This is a genomic window from Nitrospiraceae bacterium, from assembly GCA_035623075.1.
Classification (GTDB): Bacteria; Nitrospirota; Nitrospiria; order Nitrospirales; family Nitrospiraceae; genus DASPUC01.
This window is the reverse complement of record DASPUC010000052.1, coordinates 39106-61924: the sequence shown is the minus strand read 5'-3', so window position 1 is coordinate 61924 and position 22819 is coordinate 39106. Positions and strand designations below refer to the sequence as shown.

At 56.2% G+C, this 22819-nt stretch carries 24 protein-coding genes; 10 read left to right on the top strand and 14 right to left on the bottom strand.

Features of this window, described 5'->3' with window-relative positions:
- Positions 1–236: 236 nt before the first annotated feature.
- The 3 genes from VEI50_15565 to VEI50_15555 form a co-directional block, all read right to left on the bottom strand.
- Positions 237–1382, bottom strand: coding sequence for a response regulator (locus VEI50_15565; protein HXX76548.1), 1146 nt, complete (start codon positions 1380–1382; stop codon positions 237–239).
- Between the two features lie 220 nt (positions 1383–1602).
- Positions 1603–2073 (bottom strand): hypothetical protein, encoded by a 471-nt coding sequence (locus VEI50_15560; protein ID HXX76547.1) that lies wholly within the window; start codon positions 2071–2073, stop codon positions 1603–1605.
- Positions 2074–2116: 43 nt separating this feature from the next.
- Positions 2117–3724, bottom strand: coding sequence for a Na+/H+ antiporter (locus VEI50_15555; GenBank protein ID HXX76546.1), 1608 nt, complete (start codon positions 3722–3724; stop codon positions 2117–2119).
- Positions 3725–3937: 213 nt separating this feature from the next.
- On the opposite strand from VEI50_15555, the gene VEI50_15550 reads away from it, so the two are divergent.
- Entirely contained in the window at positions 3938–5236 is a 1299-nt protein-coding gene (locus VEI50_15550; GenBank protein HXX76545.1) for an MFS transporter, read from the top strand.
- A gap of 58 nt (positions 5237–5294) precedes the next feature.
- Here VEI50_15550 and VEI50_15545 read toward each other — a convergent pair whose 3' ends face one another.
- A complete protein-coding gene (locus tag VEI50_15545) occupies positions 5295–5765 on the bottom strand; it encodes a methylglyoxal synthase (GenBank protein HXX76544.1) in 471 nt (156 codons plus the stop codon).
- A 188-nt stretch (positions 5766–5953) separates the two neighbouring features.
- Between VEI50_15545 and VEI50_15540 the strand changes: the two genes are divergently transcribed.
- Together VEI50_15540 and VEI50_15535 are read left to right on the top strand one after the other, a co-directional pair.
- Positions 5954–6343, top strand: coding sequence for a hypothetical protein (locus VEI50_15540; GenBank protein ID HXX76543.1), 390 nt, complete (start codon positions 5954–5956; stop codon positions 6341–6343).
- Positions 6344–6653: 310 nt separating this feature from the next.
- Positions 6654–6878, top strand: a complete 225-nt coding sequence (locus VEI50_15535; GenBank protein HXX76542.1) for a hypothetical protein — start codon at positions 6654–6656, stop codon at positions 6876–6878.
- A 132-nt stretch (positions 6879–7010) separates the two neighbouring features.
- Here VEI50_15535 and VEI50_15530 read toward each other — a convergent pair whose 3' ends face one another.
- Positions 7011–8702, bottom strand: a complete 1692-nt coding sequence (locus VEI50_15530; protein HXX76541.1) for an acetolactate synthase large subunit — start codon at positions 8700–8702, stop codon at positions 7011–7013.
- Positions 8703–8952: 250 nt separating this feature from the next.
- Between VEI50_15530 and VEI50_15525 the strand changes: the two genes are divergently transcribed.
- Positions 8953–9540, top strand: coding sequence for a hypothetical protein (locus VEI50_15525; GenBank protein HXX76540.1), 588 nt, complete (start codon positions 8953–8955; stop codon positions 9538–9540).
- A gap of 79 nt (positions 9541–9619) precedes the next feature.
- Here VEI50_15525 and VEI50_15520 read toward each other — a convergent pair whose 3' ends face one another.
- The 6 genes from VEI50_15520 to VEI50_15495 form a co-directional block, all read right to left on the bottom strand.
- Entirely contained in the window at positions 9620–10309 is a 690-nt protein-coding gene (locus VEI50_15520; protein HXX76539.1) for a hypothetical protein, read from the bottom strand.
- 83 nt (positions 10310–10392) lie between these two features.
- On the bottom strand, positions 10393–10737 hold the full coding sequence (locus VEI50_15515) for a PilZ domain-containing protein (protein ID HXX76538.1): 345 nt from the start codon (positions 10735–10737) through the stop codon (positions 10393–10395).
- A gap of 20 nt (positions 10738–10757) precedes the next feature.
- Positions 10758–10955 carry a hypothetical protein gene (locus VEI50_15510; protein ID HXX76537.1) on the bottom strand — a complete coding sequence of 66 codons (198 nt, stop codon included), beginning with the start codon at positions 10953–10955 and terminating at the stop codon, positions 10758–10760.
- Positions 10956–11675: 720 nt separating this feature from the next.
- Positions 11676–12557, bottom strand: a complete 882-nt coding sequence (locus VEI50_15505; protein ID HXX76536.1) for a HEAT repeat domain-containing protein — start codon at positions 12555–12557, stop codon at positions 11676–11678.
- A 180-nt stretch (positions 12558–12737) separates the two neighbouring features.
- Entirely contained in the window at positions 12738–12962 is a 225-nt protein-coding gene (locus VEI50_15500) for a DUF2892 domain-containing protein (protein ID HXX76535.1), read from the bottom strand.
- A gap of 150 nt (positions 12963–13112) precedes the next feature.
- The gene (locus VEI50_15495) at positions 13113–13562 is read right to left on the bottom strand and encodes an OsmC family protein (protein HXX76534.1); all 450 of its coding nucleotides are present in this window, start codon (positions 13560–13562) and stop codon (positions 13113–13115) included.
- 423 nt (positions 13563–13985) lie between these two features.
- Between VEI50_15495 and VEI50_15490 the strand changes: the two genes are divergently transcribed.
- A complete protein-coding gene (locus VEI50_15490) occupies positions 13986–14453 on the top strand; it encodes a hypothetical protein (protein ID HXX76533.1) in 468 nt (155 codons plus the stop codon).
- Positions 14454–14494: 41 nt separating this feature from the next.
- On the top strand, positions 14495–14734 hold the full coding sequence (locus VEI50_15485; GenBank protein HXX76532.1) for a hypothetical protein: 240 nt from the start codon (positions 14495–14497) through the stop codon (positions 14732–14734).
- A gap of 53 nt (positions 14735–14787) precedes the next feature.
- On the opposite strand, the gene VEI50_15480 is transcribed toward VEI50_15485, so the two are convergent.
- Positions 14788–14988, bottom strand: coding sequence for a hypothetical protein (locus VEI50_15480; protein ID HXX76531.1), 201 nt, complete (start codon positions 14986–14988; stop codon positions 14788–14790).
- A 67-nt stretch (positions 14989–15055) separates the two neighbouring features.
- On the opposite strand from VEI50_15480, the gene hrpB reads away from it, so the two are divergent.
- From hrpB to VEI50_15465, 3 genes are all read left to right on the top strand, one after another.
- Entirely contained in the window at positions 15056–17578 is a 2523-nt protein-coding gene (hrpB, locus tag VEI50_15475; GenBank protein ID HXX76530.1) for an ATP-dependent helicase HrpB, read from the top strand.
- 76 nt (positions 17579–17654) lie between these two features.
- Positions 17655–18338, top strand: a complete 684-nt coding sequence (locus tag VEI50_15470) for a hypothetical protein (protein HXX76529.1) — start codon at positions 17655–17657, stop codon at positions 18336–18338.
- A gap of 93 nt (positions 18339–18431) precedes the next feature.
- Positions 18432–19145: a hypothetical protein gene (locus VEI50_15465; GenBank protein HXX76528.1), complete on the top strand. Its 714-nt coding sequence runs from the start codon at positions 18432–18434 to the stop codon at positions 19143–19145.
- An 81-nt stretch (positions 19146–19226) separates the two neighbouring features.
- On the opposite strand, the gene VEI50_15460 is transcribed toward VEI50_15465, so the two are convergent.
- The gene (locus VEI50_15460; GenBank protein HXX76527.1) at positions 19227–19505 is read right to left on the bottom strand and encodes a MoaD/ThiS family protein; all 279 of its coding nucleotides are present in this window, start codon (positions 19503–19505) and stop codon (positions 19227–19229) included.
- A 167-nt stretch (positions 19506–19672) separates the two neighbouring features.
- Here VEI50_15460 and VEI50_15455 point away from each other — a divergent pair, with 167 nt between their 5' ends.
- Positions 19673–19864 (top strand): hypothetical protein, encoded by a 192-nt coding sequence (locus tag VEI50_15455; protein ID HXX76526.1) that lies wholly within the window; start codon positions 19673–19675, stop codon positions 19862–19864.
- A 29-nt stretch (positions 19865–19893) separates the two neighbouring features.
- On the opposite strand, the gene VEI50_15450 is transcribed toward VEI50_15455, so the two are convergent.
- Positions 19894–22722 (bottom strand): FAD-binding and (Fe-S)-binding domain-containing protein, encoded by a 2829-nt coding sequence (locus VEI50_15450; GenBank protein ID HXX76525.1) that lies wholly within the window; start codon positions 22720–22722, stop codon positions 19894–19896.
- Positions 22723–22819 lie beyond the last annotated feature (97 nt).

Here is a 22819-nt window from a genome sequence, read left to right as displayed (position 1 = left end):
CCGAAATGGAATCACAGCCTCGGCCGATTGGACACGATTTGGATTTAAGGGATCGATTGCAACAAAGGAAGAATGCGAAGCAGCAAACGGGAAATTCTACTCACAAGTCTTCGGCTGGATGCTCCACGTCTATCCGTTCCAACAAGAGCCAGAGCGGGTCTGGTCCCACTAAGATACCGTTCCGCTTCCGCATCTCAAAAGAGGGCTCCATCCATGCACACATTCCGGCAACCTTGTTACCATCCTGCCCTATTCTCAGCTCGGACAGAGCACTCGGGTTTCTGAGCGGGTACTGACTGATGGATCGGCAATCGGATGTGAAAGGTCGTGCCCTTCCCTACTTGGCTGTCGACCGTGATCTGTCCGCCGTGCGAATCGACCGCATCTTTTACGATCTTTGTGCCCAATCCCGTGCCGCCTGATTTTCGGCTGATGAGCCGCTTCGTAAACAAATTGTCTCTCACCTCCGGCGGCATCCCTTTCCCGGTATCTTGGACGGTGAGCGCGATGAACTGTTCGCCCCGATCGTGAGACCCGCGGATCGTGATCGAGCCACCCGCCGGTACTTCGGGAATGGCGTTGTGCACGAGATTGTAGAGGGCCGAATAGAGCCGATTTTCGTCAGCCATGATCGCTGGCAGCGTGTCCAACCCTACGAGTCTGAGCGCCAGCTGTTTCTGTTTCACCAGCACATGCAATGATTTGACGACGCTCGCGGCGATCTTGTCGATTTGACATGACTCGAATTTTTGAGGTGCGCTGGTGACCGCCACATAATCGGCGATGCTCTTCATTCGGTCCTGAATTCGTTGGGACGAGTTGCGCAACATCCGGATGACTTCCTCACACACATGGTGGCTCTGTTGGGTGCGGGAGGATTCCATCTCGGGCAGCGCCTTGAACAGGTCGGTGATTTCCTCCGCGAGGAGATCCGTTCCCGTGACGAGCGGCATCAGCATATTCTTCACGTCGTGGCTAATCTCTCCCAAGAGCTGCATGACCTCTCCCTTGAGTTCGCTTCGTTCCAGGGCCGTAGCCACGACCGCATCCAGTTGCGTCGATTCGAACGGTTTCGTGATGAAGTCGATGGCGCCTTCCTTCATCGCTTCGACGGCCAACCGAATCGTGCCGTACGCCGTCAGGATAACCACCGGCAGGTTGGGCCACCGTTTCCTGATTCGCTTGAGGGCCTCGATTCCGCCCAACCGGGGCATCCCGATATCGAGGAAGACTAGATCGATCGCGTGTGACTCCACTGCCGTCACTGCGGCCTGCCCATCACCGGCCACGACTACCTCATGGCCCAACCAGCGCAGTCGTTCCGACAGACCCATGACGATATCGGGGTCGTCGTCGGCCACCAGGATTCGTATCCCCATCATAATCCTCCATCGAATCTTGATTGGTTGAACGGCTGTGCTCGTCCGTTGTTCCTAAGGAGCAAGCAAAACACGCGCCGAGCAGTTGATAAGAATTTCCCGAGATTTCTAAAGGAGATAGGAGGAATGAAGCAATGAACGTGAATCCAATTAGATCATGAGGGAATCCATTCCGATGCGACCGTCTGATCGAGCGCTCTGCCCCGTCCGTGAACACTATTTATCACTGCGTCCTCTTCCCCACCCTCCGGGCCCCCACGCAAGTCGTCTCCGGTGAGCGCGCGGTCTTTGTAAGGGGGATGAACCATCGCGGGTGCATGCGACCGAAGTCTCTACGTCGATGGCTTTGAAGCGAGGGGTTAGGGTCGAGCTCGACGGCCCCCTTCGCCCCCCGCCAGAAAACCACCCAATGCCAGGACTCGCACCCGTGCACTGTATGCCATTTGATCGCCAGCAGCGCGAGATGCGGCAGGGTCTGCCATGACACAAACCGCACCTCAACCCCTGCTACCCGAATACTGAAGTGCCGAAGTAATCGACGCACGTAACCGGTTTGAGACCACAGTCGCGGATCTTCTGAGAACATGCCTAATCGATGCGCTACCCGTTGCACCAGCCGGTAACATACGCCGACTCCCGTCGCCACACTGGCAATTCCACAGCCTGTCCGTTCCTCCTGGATTACAGGGTTCACGTGTCCTTCCATTTCTTTCATACCCCGCCCGCCGGAGCCGACATCACCTGGTCGGGCGTCGTTCACCGATCCCGTGTCGAAGCGCCTCAATATCGAGTTCATGTTCCAGGCGATGGAGAACCTCGTCACTGATCGTGCCGTCATTGCGAAGGGCAATCAAGGCCAACCGTTCCGCCGTTAATGTCTCATGTCGTAGCTGGCGGAAGGCTTCACCGGTCTCAAGAGAACAGTCCGAGTCGACAGGACTGGATTGCGCAAATCGTTCCTTCTGTCGGCCGTAATACATGCGAAGCCGACTGAGATGATCTCCCGTGAGCCCCTCCTCCGCTGCCAACGTCTCCAATCGGCCTAGGGCCGCCGTAGCCGCCTGCTCTCGTGCCAGCATTTCCTCTCGCTCGAGGCCACGGTCTTCGTCGAGGTGCAGCATCCGGATTAGTGGGGCGAGGGAGAGTCCCTGCAGCACCAGCGTGACCAAAATGACCGTAAAACTGATCAAGATGATCTCGGCCCGGAATGGAAACGGCGTTCCGACCGATGTTGCGACCGGCAAGGCTAGAGCAGCTGCCAGCGTGACAATTCCTCTCATGCCGGTCCAGCCGATCAGGAGAAGGTTCGACCAAGGCGGCATAGGGTCGCGCTTCCGCAGTGAGGGACTCATCAGCCGAGGAATCACGGCCGCCAAGGGAACCCATCCTAGACGGACCATAACCGCGGTAAGACTTATGAAGGTACCGGCGATCAGCACCGACCCAAATTGGCCTGGGGCAACGGCTTTGCTTAATGCACCAAGCTGCAGACCGATCAGGATGAAAATAACCCCGTTCAACAGGAAAACCAGGAGATTCCACACGACACGCGCCTGCAGACGCGTGGTCGGTGCGACGGCTGCACTAAAATGGTGACGGACATGCAAGCTGCCTGCGACGCATGCGAGCACCGCAGAGGCATGGGTCGATTCGCCCAGCACCCAGGCGAAATACGGCGCCAGTAACGTGATGGCGATCTGTGTAAAACTGTCGTCTGTCGCACAAAGCGCCCAGCGTGTTGCCATTCCGACAGCAATACCGATGGCGACACCGACCACGGCGGCTACGATAAACTGAAGAAACGCCTGCCCGAGCGTAAAGCTTCCTCCGACCGCTACACTGACAGCTGCACGGTACAATACGAGAGCCGTGGCGTCGTTCACCATACTTTCCCCTTCTAAAATCGTAACGACACGACGTGGCACACGCAAACGTCGTCCGATCGTTGTCGCCGACACGGCATCCGGTGGAGAGATAATGGCACCCAACGCAACGGCTTCTGCCCATCCGATACCGGGCAACATCGCGTGCGCAACCGCTGCGACTGCCGCTGTCGTGACCAGCACGAGCCCCACTGCCAACAATGAGATTGGTCTGAGGTTGTCGCGAAACTCGCGCCAAGACGTGAAATAAGCAGCAGCCCAGAGGATCGGCGGGAGGAAGACCAAAAAGACGAGATCCGGGCTCAACGCCAGGGTGGGAAGCCCCGGTATGATTCCCAAGATCAGTCCGCCAATGACGAGAAGGATCGGATAGGGAATCATGACCTTCTGAGCGATCGTCGTCAGGGCCAAGACCACTGCAAGCAAAAGTATGACAAGTTCAAGCTGATGAAGACTTTCCATTCTTCACTTCCGTCCGCCCTGAAGAGTCGTCTGAGCACAAAAGCGGAGTCAGGCTACTTGGGCAGGGAATCGGTGTCAACTTCGTCAAACAAAAGCGGTGACCGCACCTCACTGAATCTATTTCTACGGAAGTCATGTCGAATCGGACGAGGTGGGTTCAAGATAAGGCTTGTATAACTGTACGGTTCTGCCGCACCCTAGTTCCATCATCGCATGAACAGAAGCACCGTCCCAATCATCAACAGGACTCTCCTCGCCGGCGCAATCGGCAATGTCCTCGAATGGTACGACTTTGCCCTGTACGGATATTTCGCCCCTATCTTTGCCGTCTTGTTCTTTCCGTCGGAACATCCTTCCCTTTCCCTCATCACCGCCTTTGGAGTCTTTGCGATCGGGTTCCTGGCACGCCCTGTTGGAGCCATCTTGTTCGGATACTGGGGCGACACCCTCGGTCGGCGCGACGCCTTGGCCTGGTCGGTCCTGTTAATGGCCATCCCCACCTGTCTGGTCGGGGTCCTGCCGACCTATGAGATGATCGGCATCGCTGCGCCGCTGGCCTTGACGCTCTGCCGGTTTCTTCAGGGACTGTCCGTCGGCGGAGAGTTTACCGGCTCGGTCACCTTCCTCGTGGAACATGCCGGACCATCGCAACGAGGCTATGTCGGAAGCTGGGCGGGGTTCAGTGCCCAGGTCGGTGCCCTCTTGGGGTCCGGGATTGGTGCCTTGTTCGCCTTGAGCCTTCCACAAGATTCCCTCCATCACTGGGGGTGGCGGGTCCCCTTCGTTCTGGGTGGCCTGATTGCCGTGGCGGGGTGGTACTTACGCACAAGAGCGAAGGAGTCGCCCGCCTTCGAGTTAGTTCGTCAGTCTGGGGTCCTCTCGACTTCTCCTCTCCGAGACGTGGTCGTAGATCATCGTGCTCCGCTCGGGAAACTGATCGGTCTTGTCTGGCTTCACGGCGTGGCCTTTTACTTGCTGTATGTTTTTCTGACGACATATCTCGTAACGGTGACGACAATCTCACTCGGCGCAGTCCTCGCCCTTAATACAGGCTGCATGACTCTTCTGGCCCTGTTGATTCCGGTGGCAGGCCGGTGTTCAGACATGGTCGGACACAAACCGCTACTGCTCGGTGGAGCTGGCGGGCTCACGATCTTCTCCTACCCGCTGTTCCTCTGGTTGACGAGCGCTGACCTACCCTACATGGCCGCGGCGCAGGTCCTGTTAACCATCATGGTCTCGTGTTACATGGGACCATTCTTTGCTGCAACCGCTGAGCTGTTCCCCACACGACACCGCTATACTGGTCTCTCGCTTGGCTATAACATCGCCTCAGCCCTCTTCGGAGGAACGGCGCCGCTTGTAGCGACCGTTTTGATCGGGTGGAGTGGTAACACCCACGCTCCCAGCTTCTACCTGAGCTTCTGCGCGGCCGTCTCATTTGCGGTCGCATATACCCTCAACACTGGATTGCAGCCGGGGACGTCTCCTGCCTCCAACCAGTTGCCATGATGACGACAGAGAAAGACCTGGGCCCCGGCCGGGTCGGTGACGGAACATGCGACAGCGATTAAGCGGACGGAGGTGGCAAGCGGCGCGAGCGATACCCTTCATAGTCTGGTACCAGACGGACATATTCCGTCGGCATCAGCGATGAGGAGATCATGAAGTCTGCCGAGGCGCGATTGCAAGCGATGGGAATATTCCAGACGACGGCAATGCGCAGCAACGCCTTCACGTCAGGATCGTGGGGCTGCGGTTCAAGGGGGTCCCAGAAGAAAATCAGAAATTCGATTTCCCCCTCCGTGATTTTCGCGCCGATCTGTTGGTCTCCTCCCAACGGACCACTCTGCAGGCGAATGACTGGTAGCTTCAATTCCGATTCGAGTAGCAGGCCGGTTGTACCGGTCGCCATCAGACGGTGTTGGGCCAAGAGATGGTGATTGAACTTGGCCCACGCGAGCAGATCCGGCTTTTTGTTATCGTGTGCCACAAGGGCGATGGCTTTCTGTGCGTTCATTGTCACCGTCTTAAATTCCATGGGGGAAGCTCCTTTCCTCGGCTGGCGAAACGACGACGCAGTCCCTTTGCCTCCTGTCCCGGATTGTCTCGATCAAGGTAAAGGTCCCTCCCTTCGGTTTTCAATGGTATAGTGTGTACTGTTGACACGCATTGGTTGATCGATGCCGCGCTCCTGCCTTGGCTGGGCGCTCCTTCCAGGAGGATGACATGTTCGGTCCAATTACCGTGCCCTTCGGTGCCAAAATGCTCTTCAACACCGTGACGCTCAAGCCCGGAGTCACGTTCGAAGATGTCGAACTAGCCGTCGGGGAGTTATGCAGTGTTGTCAAAGAAACCTATGGGGGCAACAAAGGTGGATTCCTTGCCGGGCAGGTATTCAAATTTTCCGGCTTCGTGTCGAATGAAGGCTCGCTCTCGGCTTCCAGAACCGCTGACGACCATTATGTCATTGCCACCTATTGGCGGTCGTTCGAGGATCACGAACGATCTCATGCCAATGAAGTCTTTCGTAAGAAGTTCGCTGCGTTGGCGGCTATGTGCTCCGATACAAAAGAGCTGGGATACGATATGCTGTGGCAGGGCGCACCTCCATCCTAGGTACGCTACAACCGAAGTCTTTCTGGCATGTGCATCATGAGGGGGCCTTGTCAAAATAATAGACGCCGTCAAGTCTGATCAGGCAGTGCCTCGTGTTGACAGATAAGTCGAGAAAGTGCAGGATACGCGGTATTGCCTTAGAGCGAGGCCGCGAATGCAGCCGGGGTAGCCTTCCTTCACCCTATACGTTTGAGTCGTTCAGGAACACCATGACGCCCTCACGGTACGGTCTTGCCGTGAGGGCGTATCTGCATGGAATCACCCTTCTTTGCTGAAGAAAGCATTCCCACCCGTTCAAAGGAGGAGCGTGATGAAACTCGTGTTCAGTCTCCTGGTCGCACTCACCGTGTGGTTCCCCACCTTCGCCCTTGCAGAAGGGGCGGGAGGCACTTACCGGGGCATCGCCCAGATTTATTACACGTTGATATGGGTGATCCTCTGTTATGGCTTGTACGACGTGTTCGGGAAAAAAGCCATGTACGTAGGAGCTCCGATCCTGGCAATCGGTATCTATCTTCTCTTGCCACCGGGCTGACCCTGGCGATCCGAGCGGCCCTGGGAGAAGCGCCCGGTATTCTCGCGGTCTTCGGTTGGTGGTCGACTAACCGATCAATGGTGTGTGTTCCTCTGAGTCAAGCGACAGATCGGGGCCGGAGACCGTTCTGATTTAATGTGGAAGGGAATGTAAGCGCTCCGTCAGCCGGAGATTCTCTCCATAGTCAACCGGACAATCGATGATTGCCGTCACTGCGCTTTTTAGCGCTTCGATGAGGATAGGTCGAAGCTCGGATGGTTCTGTCACCCGATACCCAGCGGCCCCAAAGCTTTGCGCATAGCGAACAAAATCAGGGTTGCCGAAGTCCACGGAGGCAGTCCGGCCGAAGCGGACCATCTGTTTCCAACGGATCACGCCATACCCATCATCCCGCCACACCAAAATGACCAGTGGCAGACGCAACCGCACGGCCGTCTCTAACTCCTGCGAGTTCATGAGAAACCCGCCGTCTCCCGTCACTGCGACCACGCGCCGCTCGGGATGGAGCAATTTCGCCGCAATGGCACCTGGCACGCCAATCCCCATCGCGGCAAAGCCGTTCGAAATGATGCAAGAGTTGGGAACCTCGCAGGAAAACATTCGGGCCATCCATAGCTTATGAGCCCCGACATCGCAGATGACCTGATCGTCAGGCTGGAGTACTGCGCGCAGCTCTCTCATAAGATATTGCGGCTTCACCGGCCAGGATGCCTCACCGCTCGATTCCGCTTCAAATCCGTCTAGGACGATTCTCCTGGCGCTTTGTGCCCATGCGGAGGGGAACGGCGTTAAACCCTCTGCAATGTGGTCTAACGACAGTCGAATATCTCCCAATACGCCTACCTCGACGATATAGTGTTCGTCGACTTCGGCAGGCGACACATCGACGTGCACGATACGCTTGGTGCGATTGGAATTCCAGAAACAGGGTGCATACTCTACAAAATCATAGCCGAGCGCGACGACCACGTCGGCCTGGTCCATGACGACCGCTGCGTAATCGCGGGCTTGGAGACCGATGGTGTACAGAGAGAGGGGATCACTATCCGGCAGAGCACCCTTAGCCATAAACGTGTGCAGGACGGGAATCTGCAATCGCCGGGCGAACCGTCGGACTTCCTCGTGTGCCCTTCCTCGAATTACGCCGTTCCCGACCAACAGCACAGGATGCTGCGCTCTCTCGATCGTTTCAACGGCACGAGCAACTTGATTGGGTGAGGGTTCCGGCAGGATAGGTCCCTGGACGAACAAGGGTTCCAATTTCTCATTGCCGCCGATCGGTTCGTCCGCCACGTCTTCCGGCAACTCCAGATGGGTTGCACCCGGTTTTTCTGCCTGAGCAATTTTGAACGCCTTCCGAACCGCTTCAGGAATGACTTCTGCCTTCGGAAGCGAGGCATTCCATTTGGTGACGGGTTTAAACATCGAGATGACATCGATGGATTGGTGGGACTCCTTGTGGCGCCGGTTCAACGAAGCTTGCCCGGTAATCGCAACCAGCGGGGCGCGATCCAAGTTGGCATCGACGACACCGGTCAAGAGATTGGTCGCACCGGGTCCCAATGTAGAGAGGCAGACTCCGGCCTTTCCGCTAAGTCGTCCATAAACGTCGGCCATGAACGATGCCCCCTGTTCATGCCGAGTCTCGATGAAGCGAATGCGAGAAGCTTGCAGCGCATCCATCAGTTCGAGCGTTTCCTCGCCTGGCAGCCCGAAAACCAGTTGGACACCTTCGTTCTCCAGACAACGAACCAGCAGCTCTGCCGCCTTCATGCCAAAATGCTCCTTAACATAATCCAACGAACCCGCGATTTCAGATGTCACCGACTCCCCCTAGCGGGGGGCCCACACCGGTAGTCTATTCTATCAATGGGAAAATCCCGGGGGAATATCCCCTTCCCGTTCTCCTCATCTAAGTCGTTGGGGTTTCAGATCATATCCTTGTCAACGCCCCGCATGTCTGCCCGTTGAGTAGAGTAACAAATAGTAATAGCCTCAACAGAGGTTACGTTGTAGAATTTTCAGAGCTATCACGATGCCTATGGAGAGCTCTTAACCAGAGGAGGAGGTACCCATGACAGTCCGTCTGACCGCCATCGCAGTCATCTTGTCTGCCCCATTCGCTACTGGCGTCCTTGCCCAGACTACGGGCACGGAGGTACAGCGCGACATTAACCAGGAAAATCGCATTGAGCAGGGATTGAAATCGGGCCAGTTGTCCACCGGTGAGGCGGCGCGATTGGAGAGGGGAGAGACTCGAATCGACAAGATGGAATCCAATGCTCTGAAGAATGGAAACTTGTCGCCACAAGAAGCCGCCAGAATTCAGCGGGCGCAGAATCAGGAGTCGGAAGCCATTAATCGGGCAAAGCACAACGCCGTGACCGGCAATCCCAACTCAGCCTCTTCACAGCGCATGCAGGCCGACGTCCAGCGCAATATCAATCAACAGAACCGCATCGAGCAAGGCGTTCAATCAGGCCAGCTGACCAACAAAGAAGCCTCGAATCTGGAACGGGGTCAAGCCCGCGTCGATCGGGCTGAAGCGCGCGCCGGAGCTAATGGTCATGTGAGCGCACGTGAACAAGCGCGCATCCAGAATCGAGAAAACAATCAGAGCCAAAGAATCTTCCGCGAGAAGCATAACAAGCGCACACGCTGAAGTCATTCAGCTCGGGACGCCGGTACCAGTGACCCGCTCACTGGTACCGGAGCACCAGCACAAGCGCTAACGCCGTTTGCTAGTTCATATCGGCCCAGCCAGCGATCCTGCTCCGTAAGATCACCGTGCGGCGGCTTGTCCTCACAACGTAGGCATCCCCGGTGTGTTCAATTCCCTGTACCCGTTCGTCCGCCTCAAGCGACATCGTGTGAAACCCGCTCATGAAGGCAGAAAATCCGATCAACCGGTCCGTCGTCACGGCCAGCGCCACATGGCCCTGTCCACGTACCTCCTGAACTCGCTCAGACCCGCTGAGGGCTTCCCCGGTCCAATGAGCCATGGTTTCCTGAAATCCATATACATGCTGATCCGTGGCAACAAGGGACAGTTCTCGAAGAACGTGTGATTTGTTGACATGCTCATCTGTCGTGAGTGGCTGTTCACTCCAGCGCCGGAGTTGAGAAGAGAATCCCAATAGCCTGGTCGTCGTGATGACCAGCGCAGTCAATCCATTTCCCTTCATGCTAACTACCGTCTCCCCTACCGACAAGTCGATCTCAGATTGCCCAATCCCTGTGACTGCGACCACCTTGTTATCAATTACCGACACCAACACATCGGTAAAACGACCTTGTGGAAACGCCACCGTCGCGACGAGCCACGGCACTACCAGCATGCCAAGACAGACCGCTCGGGAAGATCGGAGCAAGGCACGCCAGTAATAGGCATACGGCCTCCCCTGTGGTCCCACAGTGACGATCCTTACCATTCCAGTCCCCAGAGGCTACCGTTGAAACCTATACCAGCCAACGAAAAGACCGCAGGTGTCTGGGTAATCGAACGTCGTGTTCTTTATGATCGGCGAGAAGGTGAGCCGTGTTGCTTCTTTGCTCTTTCTGCGACGAGTTTTGTGATGCGCTCAGCGTCCCGGTTCTCGGGATTGAGTTCCACCCCGAATTCCATGCCCTTGACCCATTTCACAATGGCGCGATCAATCTCTAGTGGCTCCGGATCTCCCGGAACAAATATTCGCAGGCGCAGCGCCATTCCAACCGATACAGGCTCGTTTCCTTTGATGGAACCTCCGCTCAACGAAAGCTCTTTGAGCATCCCTTCACCGGCGATGCTGTTCCCACGGTACGTGATGGGAATTAATTCTTTGAATCGCTGATTCTTCCGCACCGAAAACCCAGCCATTGTGCCTCCTTCTCCATCACCTACTCTTTCTTCTCAAGGACTCCGCGAATGGTGGCGATCAATTTGTCTGGTTCGACGGGGTTCTGGAGGTACGCGAGCGCTCCATACTCTCGCGATGATTGCTCCGTTACTTCATAGTCTCGAATGGTTACCGCGACAACAAGGAATGTCCGCCAGCCGTTTGTTGCCCTTAAATCGTTCAAGCACGACAACGCCATCCCTGCCCGGCAAACCAAGGTCCAAGAGGATGGTGTCGGGCTGATGCTCTCGGGCTTTACTCACAGCCTGAACACCATCAGCGGCTCACATGGGTCGATAACGATGAGCGCGTAAAATCGTACTTCGCGATTCTAGCTATCGATAGCATCGTCGACGACAAGAATTGCAGCTCCTCTCGGATGCTCTCCCCTAACCCGTTCGATCAACTTGACCGTCCCTCTTGTGACTGCCTCCGGTACACGTTCCCAACAGACCTGGGTAATGCTCCGGCGATTGTTGGAACGAGTGTGATCGATCAGGAAACAGGCGGCGGTCGAGAGGTCAGAAGAGGGATGGAACAATCACACGTCGGTTCAAATGAAGCAAGAGTGAACCCACCCTCCCGATCTCCACCAGGATGGGGTAGGGGCATATGTCTAGAGAGCTGATGATCATGCGAGGAAGGGCTTGTGGTGGTTTTGGAGAGGTCGACTTTTTCTCCATCCACTAGAGCCGGTTGATGCAACGGAGCGGTATCAAATTCGTCACAGGTGGCGACATCGAGGAGATATGGGATCAGACAGAACATAAACAGGCATAACGCACACGACGTGAGAGCTTCCGAACAATGGCCCGACCGCCCGTTCAGCATGTCCCATTCTAGAAAGTCACGCTTCTGAACGCAAGTGTTCACGCAGAACACGACCAACAATATTAGGTAGAGCACACTAAACGGTTGTTTACTGCTCTTCGTACCGTGTGAGCACAGCGGCCGCAGCGTTACGTACGTCAGCATCGGAATCCGCTCGCACCACGCGAGTCATGGCCGGCGCAAGCGATGGCCAGTTGAATTCTCCAAGCGCACGGACGGCACGGAGCCTCATTCGGGGATCCGAATGGAACATCAGCGTCTTGAGGAGACCGATCGCCTGGCCGTCCTTCATTCGACCCAGTTCGTCAATCGCGTTCTCCTGCGCCAATGTAGCAAAATGGAGGTCGAGGTCAGGAAAGGTCTCAGCCGGTGACTCCAGTGTGTCCAATGGAGTCGCGACGCGAGGGTGTCGTTCACGATTGAAGTGTCGTTCCACAGCCTGAATCAGAGCAGCGGTGGTGTCAAGATGAGCGTCGATCCGTCCTCGAACTAAGTCGCCGATATAATAAAAATACGGATTTGTCTGGAATTGCTCCACGACTTCTACATAAGGAGCCGTCACCAATTCGGCATACCGTGGTGATTCATGGATCTTCGTCGTGAAGAGCCGCCCTTGTTCAGGATGATCGAGAAGCATGATGCAGGTGATCTCTGTGCCCCAGAGGTTAAGAGATATCTGCTTCCCACGTTCCTCTCGATACTCCACTTTGAATGTCAACTCGTGCGGACCCTCGGGATCCTGCGTCACGACAAAACCCGCCGAGGCCAATTTCATCTTCAGCAACGGAACGATGTCGAATGACACCCTTCCGCGTGGCCGCCACGTCCTGGATTCAACAACCAAATAGATGATGCGTTCTTGATGAAACCCGGTCGCTCCGGGAAGGCTTGGGGCCTCTTGCCCAGAGAACGACAGTGACGTGATGGTCAACCCAATGGAGAAGAAGGAGATGAAGAGCAGAAGCCTCATCGAAGTACCGGCTCAAATGAACGAATTTCGCCCCGATGCTAAGCGTGGAGAAAGGCGGAGTCAAGCGGGATTTTCGAGTTACGGTGGTACATGGAAGGCATGCGGCTGACCTGCCACTCGTGCCGGTGCATAGCAACAGAGCAAAGGTGGGCTGCAATAGACAGATTGGGTCCTAGAAGCCTATTTTGCGCAGCAGCTAGACGCATCGATCGCGCCTTCGGAAGGCAGGAGCCGATCGAGCAGAAAGTACACAGGACAAAACCCCGTGAAGCCGCTCTGAATTAACGGTACTCCGATTACAGCTGGAATCCACAACCAATACATACTCACGTAGTACCCCAGCGCAATCCCAGCCGTGATGACGATTCCGACGATGGCGCCATGAAGACGTCTTTTGTGATTCATGAGGAGCCCTCCCAAAAAGATGAAAGATCACGAGGCCGTCAATCGTCGCATCTTCATCAAAAAAGGCTATCCCCCTCGTAGACATCTGTCAAGCCGCGCGCGATGATGCACAATCGCGTCTGTAGTTGGGCATCGCCAGAATCCGAAGCTTTACCCAGCTTCGACCGTTACCTCTGTCATCACGGAATTTGCGATAAAACACTCAGCATGAGCTCGTTCATGGAGCGCTGCAAGCTGTTCCGCGGTTGGAAGAATGGTTCCACCAAATGTCACCTTTGGCCGGAGAATGACCCGTGTGACCGCCAGTTTGCCCTTGGCGTTCTTTTCCAGAAACCCGACTGCCTGATCGATATAGCTATCTACGACCAGCTGCTTCTTAGCAGCAATGGCCAGAAACGTCAGCATATGACAGCTAGAGAGGGCCGCAACGAGCGCCGATTCGGGGTCCACACGAGCGGGGTTTCCCCTGTAGGCAGGCGCAGCTGAACCAGGTATTCGAATACCGCTGTCGAACATCACAACATGGTCTCGACTATAGGACTCGTAGGAGAAAGTTTCAGTTCCCCTCTTCCACTCAACCGTAGCCTTGTGTTCTGACATGGTTAATCCTTCTGAACATTGCGGTGGTCCTCATTATTCTGATGGACTGTCAATTCCCATGTGGTGTTCACGTGTCGAGAATAACGATCGACAGGGTAGCGGTGAAGAACGAGACTGTCAACGGAGAGAGCGGTGAACGACAAAGATATCGATGGTCGTGTCGCGACTGAAGGTTCGGACCGATCTAACGAGCAGACTCTTCGAACCGGCTTTCCCCGGCCCTTTCGCGGCAGTTGACCAAAGGCACAGATGGGCGTAGCATGGGCGCCTGACGTTCCAGTGACGGTGACTGCGATCTCCTCCACACGCTCCTGCCTGTCACCCTGTGTGTGGATCTCAGCGCAGTTTCCGACGCTCCTACGCCAGGGTTTTTATCACGAGCGACCAGCTCATTGATGTGGATCCTTTGGAACAGGGGTCCCAATGAACGCCGCCAGTCGATTGGTTCTCATCCCAATATCGATCTCCGTCCTGGTAGTCGTCTTGTGTTGCCTTCTCCCGGCGGCTCATGGGTGGGCCGCTGACCATCCTATAATTTTGCTCGCTCCAGGGGCACCAGCTGAACGACCGTCCTCCCCTCCGACGTGGGCAGATGATCTCGACCATCGACTGTCGACCTATCTCAAAAAGAAATATCCCTCCTACGATTTCACACCGTATATCGAAGAGTTGGATCGATTACGAGGCGCCCTCAGCCGGCATGACCGCTGGGCCGTCAAACACGAAATGGGAGTGTTCCTGAAAATGTTGGCGAGCCGAGCATATGGCCTGGGGGACGATGCAGCTGAAGACTTGAGGGACCTTGCACAGCAGACGATGCCAGCCGATGAGTTTGCCATCGTCTATCCTGGATCGATGGTTGAGTCACAATTTGTACGGATTGGTGCATGACTTCGCAGTGATCTTCGGGACAAGAAAGGGAGGGCACACACATGGTTTCCCAATCACCCGTCACCCATCGCATTCTCGGGGAAGTGAAACGGATGCATGGCTGCGATCTCGATACGCTCGCGAATAGTCTCCCCGATCTCACCTGGAACCAGGTCTTCCTCGAGATCGATCGACTGAGCCGACAGGGACAAGTGCTGGTGACGTTTGGGAGCGGAGGCCGCTATATGATTCGGCTGCCGAGCCCCAAAGCGGCATCTTCTGGGCATCACACCCGATCCTGATTGGCTGAGTGTTCGGTCGCACAGGAAATCAAAAGATCATTCCCTGTCTCCTTTCATTCTTCTTCCGGTAGTTCGATCGGTCCTGCCCACTCGCCGTTTGCCAGCATCACTTCCTGATACCCCCCATCCGGCCACTGAAACTGTCCCGCCTCGTCCACCTGCACGATGAACGGATCTGCTTCATGTGCTGGTCCCCGGAACCAATACCAGCCAGCTTCGGTGGGTTTCGTCTTCGTCCAGTGATAAGCCGGCATGCCTGACAGTCCTTTTCGTCGTTGGGTATGGTCTGTTACAGTCGGCGCTGCAAGTATGAAACCTACCATGTCGCGATTGCCAATAAAAGACGTGCTGCCCGCCCTCCTCAATGCGTTGACTCAGGGCACCAGTGCGCTCCTCACGGCCCCACCCGGCGCAGGAAAAACAACTCGTGTCCCGTTAGCTCTGCTCGATGCTCCCTGGTTAAACGGCAGAAGGATCCTTTTGCTCGAACCGCGCCGACTCGCCACCCGTGCGGCGGCTCGTCGCATGGCTAGTACACTGGGCGAACCGGTCGGGGCAACGGTCGGGTATCGGATGCGGCTGGATACGAACGTGGGGGCGAAGACGCGGATAGAAGTCGTCACAGAAGGCATTCTGACGCGCCTGCTGCAGCAGGATCCCTCACTCCAGGCATACGGCATTGTGCTCTTTGATGAGTTTCACGAGAGGAGCTTGCAGGCGGACACAGGACTCGCACTCTGTCTCGAGGCACAGCGACTTTTTCGTCCGGATCTCCGGCTCCTGGTGATGTCGGCCACGTTGGATGTGGTTCCGGTTGCAGATCTGTTGAACAAAGCGCCGGTTATTTCGAGCGAGGGCCGGCTTTTTCCCGTCGAGATCCGGTATCTTGATCAACCGCTGTCAGGCCCTCTTGAGATCGCCGTTGAGCGGGCAATCCGGCAATCCCTCGCCCGCGATGATGGCAGTCTCCTGGTTTTTCTCCCGGGAATGGCAGAAATCCGGCGAGTCGAACGAAGGCTCATCCATGCGGAATTTGGCCCAGCCGTCCTGATCGCGCCGCTCCACGGTGATCTCTCGCCGGAGGCGCAGGATCGCGCCCTTGCACCGACGCAGGCCGGCCAGCGCAAGATCGTGCTGGCGACGTCCATCGCTGAAACAAGCCTAACGATTGAGGGAATCCGCGTCGTGATCGATGCCGGTCTGCTCCGCCTGCCTCGATTCGATCCACGGACAGGTCTGTCTAGACTGGAAACGATTCGCGTGACACAGGACTCCGCCGAGCAACGACAGGGACGAGCGGGCCGGCTCGGACCAGGCGTGTGCTACCGCCTCTGGACTGCTATCGAACATCGTTCGTTGGCACAGAGGAGACCCCCGGAGATGCTGGATGCCGACCTCGTGCCGTTGTTGCTCGACCTGGCTCTGTGGGGAACGACCAATCCTTCCGAACTCTCATGGCTCACGCCTCCCCCGCCGAGTGCGGTCGCTCAAGCCAGAGAGTTATTAGTGCGATTGGGAGCGTTGGACGCAGCCGGTCACATCACGCTACACGGCAAACAGATGGCTGAATTGCCTCTCCACCCGCGTCTATCCCACATGCTGATCAAAGCCATCCTGCTGCACCTCACCGGTCTCGCCTGCAAGGTTGCGGCATTATTGAGCGAACGTGACATAGTGCGACGGACAGCTGGTCGACAGAACGCCGACCTCCGATTCCGTCTGGACATCCTTCAGGGAGAGGCTGGTCGCCTGGACAGTGGAATAGTCGATGTCATGGCCTGCCAACGTGTGAAGCAGGTAGCAACCTTGTGGCGACAACAGCTTTCACGATTGGCACCACTTCAAGTAGCTGACAGTAAGGACGGTCCAGATGACGCTGGCAAACTGCTCGCCCTGGCCTATCCCGATCGAATCGCCCGTCGACAGTCTGGAGACGACGCCCGCTACCTCCTGGCCAACGGCCGGGGTGCAGCCTTCGCGAAACCCGATCCGCTCGGCTCTGAAAAGTTTTTGGTGATCACTGATCTGGACGATAGCCCGCAGTGGGCTCGTATCGATCTGGCAATTCCGCTGTCATTAGCCGACATTGAATCCTTGTATGCCGAGGAAATCGATCACATCGAGACGGTGAAGTGGGATGTGCAGACACACACCGTTCGGGCAATCAAGCAGAGTCGCCTGGGCGCACTGGTTCTATCTGAACAGGCCTTGTCGAAGCCGGATCCTTCCTCGATTGTTCGCGCTTTGTTGGAAGGCATTCGTCAAGAGGGGCTCGACGCGCTCGCCTGGACACCAGAGCTTCGTCAATGGCGTGCGCGCGTGCGTTTGCTGCGCAGAACGCAAGGGATCGATTCACAATGGCCCGATGTATCCGATGAGTCGTTACTGCGTACGCTGGAACAGTGGCTCGGCCCGTACCTCGAGGGCATGACCTCTCTCGACATGATTCAGCGAATCGATATCGCGCCGGCGTTGCGTGCCCTGCTTTCTTGGGATCAACAACGGGAATTGGAGCGGCTGGCCCCTACACATCTGATTGTACCGAGCGGATCCAGCGTTCGTCTTGACTACGCGACAGACGAGCTCCCTATCCTGGCCGTGCGACTCCAGGAAATGTTCGGCTGCCGAGATACGCCACGGGTGGTGGATGGTAAGGTTCCGGTCATGTTGCACTTGCTGTCGCCCGCTCGCCGGCCAGTCCAAATCACGAAAGACCTCGTGAGCTTTTGGGCCCACGCCTATTACGCGATAAAGAAAGAACTGCGCGGCCGTTATCCCAAGCACCACTGGCCTGATAATCCCCTGACCGCACTGCCGACAGCCAAGGCTCAACGACGGCGTTAGGTGCAGCGTGAGGTAGAACATCCCGCCCTTTCGTAGGATAGAACTAAAATTACTGGGGCACGTATGGTAACGCACGATGCGAGACTCTCTTGCCGTCATCCTGTTGCTCCTCCTGCCAGGATTGGCTCACGAAGGACTGGCAGAACCCATTACCACTTTGCCTCCTCCCACCTACGACATTCCGTTCGATGACCACGATGAAGCGACCACACAGGTGCTGGTAGCCCAAGAAGTCTTGACCTTCTTGATGACGGCGCAGTCCTACCGAGGCCAGAATCAGACAGCACTCCGTGGAGTGGTGACGGGTGACCTCGTGCGGGACGATAGTGGCACCATGGTTTACAGCCGCACCCTTGCGGACCATGGCGTCTTGGAAGGTTATGATTTCCGCGACGGCTCACTCGTCCGTGGCCAGTATCTGTTTCTGCAACGTCCGATCAACCGACTCAATGAATTTATCGACTATTATGCCGCGGTGAAACAGGCCCTCACCGATTCATACGGGACGCCGATCCAAGATCAGATCCTCTGGGAAAATGACCTCTATCAACCACTTCCCGATTACTGGGGTGTAGCGGTGATGATCGGCTACCTGCACTATGTTGCCACCTGGGAAACCCTCGAAGGGACGATTACGATCACACTGACCGGTAATCGCCACAGCAAGCTGACGGTCGAGTATCACAGCCGAGCCCACGTCGAGCAAGAACAGACAGCCTCAATTAATGTCTTCTCGACCTCCCTGCTTGAATCCTCGTAAGCTTTCTGCCACAGTACCGCCCCACAGGGCCCGACCTCTTACGGTCACCGTAAGAATCACGTTGGTCGGGATCACCACTCCAGACTCGACTTCATGATCTGCTTGAGTAGACCGCTCCGACGCGTCCGACGCGTTCGACGCCACGTCAACCAACGAATGCTGATTATCCTGTGTGGTGCCGGTCTTATCGCGATGACCGGCTGTGTACAGGAGAGCACATATCGAGCAGTTCAAATGGAAACCGCGGAACACAGGAGTGCTCTCACGACGACCAGGGACGAGGTGAATCAATTGACGGCGCAGGCGGCGAGGCTGCAAGAGGTAAAGCTAGAGCAAGAACACAACGCCATGGAATTGCTGGAGGCTCTTCAGAAGGAAAAAGATGCTGAGGCTCTCTGGCAGAAACAGATTCGTGAGAGAACGGACGTATTGGTAGCCAGGCTCAACGTCTTGCAGAGCCAACATCGCTGGCTGGCCCGCGAGACCGAACGCGCTGTGAAAGAGCAAGAGACACTTGAAGCGATGGTCGCCAAGTATAAGGGTCAATTACAAGATTCGGTTCTGCCCCCGGAGCCTGTTATCTCACCGATACCGAGAGACCTGGGCCCAACCGCGAGTCAGCCGACTGCGATCACACCACCTATTCCTGTGTCTCCGCAAGCTGTTTCCCCAGCTCCACCGCCACCTCAACCGGAACCAGTTCCGGCACCCACTCGTCAGAAACCGGTTCCGGAACCGCAGGATGAGTCCTGGTTTTCGACCTTCAAAGGGTGGATCGGATCTCTCTGGAGAATGATCTTCTCTTAGTCTGCGTCTGGGAAGATCGGTCGCCTGGCTCCTCGTCTGAACGATCCCATGAAGGCCACGCGGTTGCGGGGATGTTGCACGTTACGGGTTGTGCCAGCGGGCGCCTTCGAACACGGGGTTGAATTGGTGTGTAAGTTTAATGGTGTCGCCATCCTTCACGGCTGAATCCTGCGTCCCGACTTTCTTATTCACCATAATCAGCACCTCACTTTTCTCTAGAAACGGAAGCACCGCACCGAGACGATCCTGATTGGCCTCGATAAGTTTCTTGACGGTCGTCTGGGTGACACTCTCCACTTGTACTTCAGATTCCCCAACGGCATCCCGCAACATTATTCCAAACAGCAACACGGTGACCATTTGTTTCGTTCTTCGCTGTTCGTCGCTCGTATCTCGCCAACAAGCGGTTAGCAATCAGCACTCAGCGTTCACATTTAGGACTGACGAGTTGCTTCTGAATTCCTTCTCCTAACTCCCGACTCTTTACCTCGTCACGCATCACCAATCACGCTTCACGTCTGGCGTGCATGGCAACGGAAACAATCTGGCCGCTTGGGATGCCGCTCAGGCAAGGGTTTTCTCCCTATTTGAGCATGGCACTGAAGACAGTCCTTCTCGATTTTGACCGCCTGGTGGTCGGCATCCATCGGGATCAACGGATTCCGATCTTTGGGGGTCGGCAGCAGCGAAACCCCGATCACTACCGCCGCGGCGAATAGGACAAAGAGCCAATCGACCTTGCGCAAGCTCATCGGGTGCGGATGTCCTTCTCCTCAGCCGCCTCATAGGCCTCTTGAAGTACCTGGGCAACATGCTTGACGTCCACCTTATCCCGCAAGCCATTTCGGAGTTGAATCATACAGGCAGGGCAACTGGTTGCCACAACCTCTGCTCCGCTCTGATGAATCGCCCTCCGTTTGCGATCGAAGATCTTTTGGGATGTGTCGTAATCCTTCACGAGATACGTCCCTGCTCCGCCGGCACAGCGATCAGCATCCTGCATCTCGACAAATTCGACTCCGGGGATGTCCCTCAGTACCAGTCGTGGTTCCTTGGTCACCCCCGCGGCCCGTAGGTGACACGAGGAATGGTACGTCACTTTCCTGTTTCCGCCCTGTCCCGCTGAAGCCGGCGGGTGAACCATTGATCGGGCCACAAACTCTGAGACATGTTGCACTCGCTTTGCGATGGCCGCTGCTGCTCCCTCTTCCGGTTCCCCGGCAAAGAGCATCGGATAATCTTTGAGCATAAGGGTGCAGGAAGCGCAACCAGTGACGATGGTCTCATATCCGCCCAGCGACTTCAGATTGACCCTCGCTCCTTCTTTGGCTAATCCACGGTGGCCATAAGTGTCAATCGGTGTCCCAGAACAGCGCTGAGGTGGCAGGTCCGGGGTGACGCCATGCCTGCGCAGCACCGCAATGACCGCATCCCCTACACCGTCGTCGAAATAGTTCGCGGCGCATCCGTGGAAATAGGCCACTGAGGATCTACGGTCCCCCTCCTTCGTGACTAATCTTGCATGGCGATCGCGAAGGTGCCGCCCAGCTAACCGAGGCAACACCATGTCAAACGGCAGCTGAGCGGATTCCGCGAGGCCTCGGAGAATCGGTCGCGCGAGATGCTCGATCATGCGACGAATGGTGGGGCGATCCCAGACCCATTGTAACTTCGCGAAAAGCTTTAAGATTAGCTCAAATATGGCGGGCCTTGCATGTAATTTAAATATCAACCCAGCGATCCTATTCGGACATTCCTCTCGCTTCCGGAGAATCAACTCCGACACGTCGACACCGGCGGGGCAGATCGTCCGACAGGATTTGCAATTCAAACAGGCCTCTACCACCCGCTTCGAACTCACATAGCTGTAGTCTTTGGCCGTGACAATTTCAAACCAGCCGCGCGAACTCATGTCTTCAGATTGAAACACGTCGTAAACCGGACAGACGGAGTTACACTTCGCACAGGTTGCACAGGATTTCGAGAGCCTTGTGTAATCGATGTGTTCGGTAAAAGGACGGTTGCTGATTTTGACCCCAGGATTCAGGACACCGGATGGATCAAAAAGCCGCTTTACTTGCTCGAACATGCCATAGAGTTCGGGACCGAACATCTTGCGGACATACTCCGCCCGTACGCGCCCATCGCCATGCTCACCGCAGATAGACCCGTTGAATCGCTCTAGGACCGTTTGATGGATTTCGTGATAGCCCAGGACCATCTTGTCGAAATCCTGCCGATCGTTCACATCAAGAAGCGGCACAATGTGGGCATTACCATTCCCGATATGACCAAAGATGGCGACCGGCACACGCTGCCCTTGAAAAAATTCCTCCAAATAGCGAATCAACTCGCTGATATGGTCTGCCGAAACCACGACGTCGTCGACGTAGTTGATGGGTTTCTTCCTCGCATCGAACCGATAGAGGGTCGGATAGAGGGCCTTGCGGGCCTTCCAGAGCTGATCTCGCTGCTCTTGGTTGAAGGCGACAACGGGATCGGCCGCTAGCCGATATCGGCGACAGATGGCTGCCATGCGCGCCGCCTGATCATGTAAGTCATCGTCCTCCGTATCGCTATCGAGTTCAGCTAAGAGTGTTGCAGCCGCGTCCTGAGGAATGCCGTGTTTGGATCGCCCGATGAGATCGAGCGTATTCCCATCCATGACTTCCAAGGCACTAGGCTTCAGCTCGAGCAACTTGGGGACGGCCTCCCCTACATCTTCCAAGCGAAGAAAATGCATGAGTGCAGTCACGGTCGCTTTTGGTTTATCGACAAGCCGTAACCTGGCTTCGGCCACGACACCCAGTGTACCTTCGCTGCCGACGAACAACTTGGGAAGATCGAATCGTCCTTGAGCTAGCCCGTCAACCAAACCGAACAGATTGTAACCACAACTGTTCTTGCTGACGGTCGGTCGCTTGCGCGCGATAAGTGCTGTTTGGTTCTGGACCAGCGAAAGCACGGCCTTCACCGAGTCATGGGTATCGAGCAGTCCCGTGAGTTGAGGATCATCTAACCCATAGACTCGGGCATCCAGCCATTCCCCGGAAGACAAACACACCCGCAGGGCTTCCACATTGTCTTTGACCGCTCCATACCGGATCGTGTGGGGCCCGGCGGAATTATTCGCTACCATCCCGCCCAGCTTGCACATGTCGCCACTGGAAGGATCGGGGCCGAACAACAGTCCGTCACGCCCCACTTGTTTATTGAGCTCGGCCAACACGATGCCCGGTTGGACTCGAGCCCAGCGTTCTTCCCGATTCAGTTCAAGGATTCGATTGAGACGCGATACATCCAAGATGATGCCGGAGCCGATGGCAGAACCGGTAAGGTTCGTGCCGGCTGCACGCGGCGTGAGCGGGATCCCTCGCTGTACCGCATAGGTCACCGTGGCGGCGATGTCGTGTTCGGACTCAACGAGCACGACCGCCTGGGGTTCCATGCGATAGATGCTCGCGTCCACCGCGTAGGCCGTTTTTGTCGGATCATCGTCTTTCACAAGATCAGACCCAAGGAGATGGCGAAGATCACGTGCGACTGCGCGAGAGCGGTCGGGAAGTATCAATGTCATGGCTTCCGCATTCTAGCAGGATGTTGGAAAAGTCCGCTAGGAGCCTGTCTCGCAATCCCTCGGTGCAACGCCAGCGGATCGCATACCGCCGTTGAAT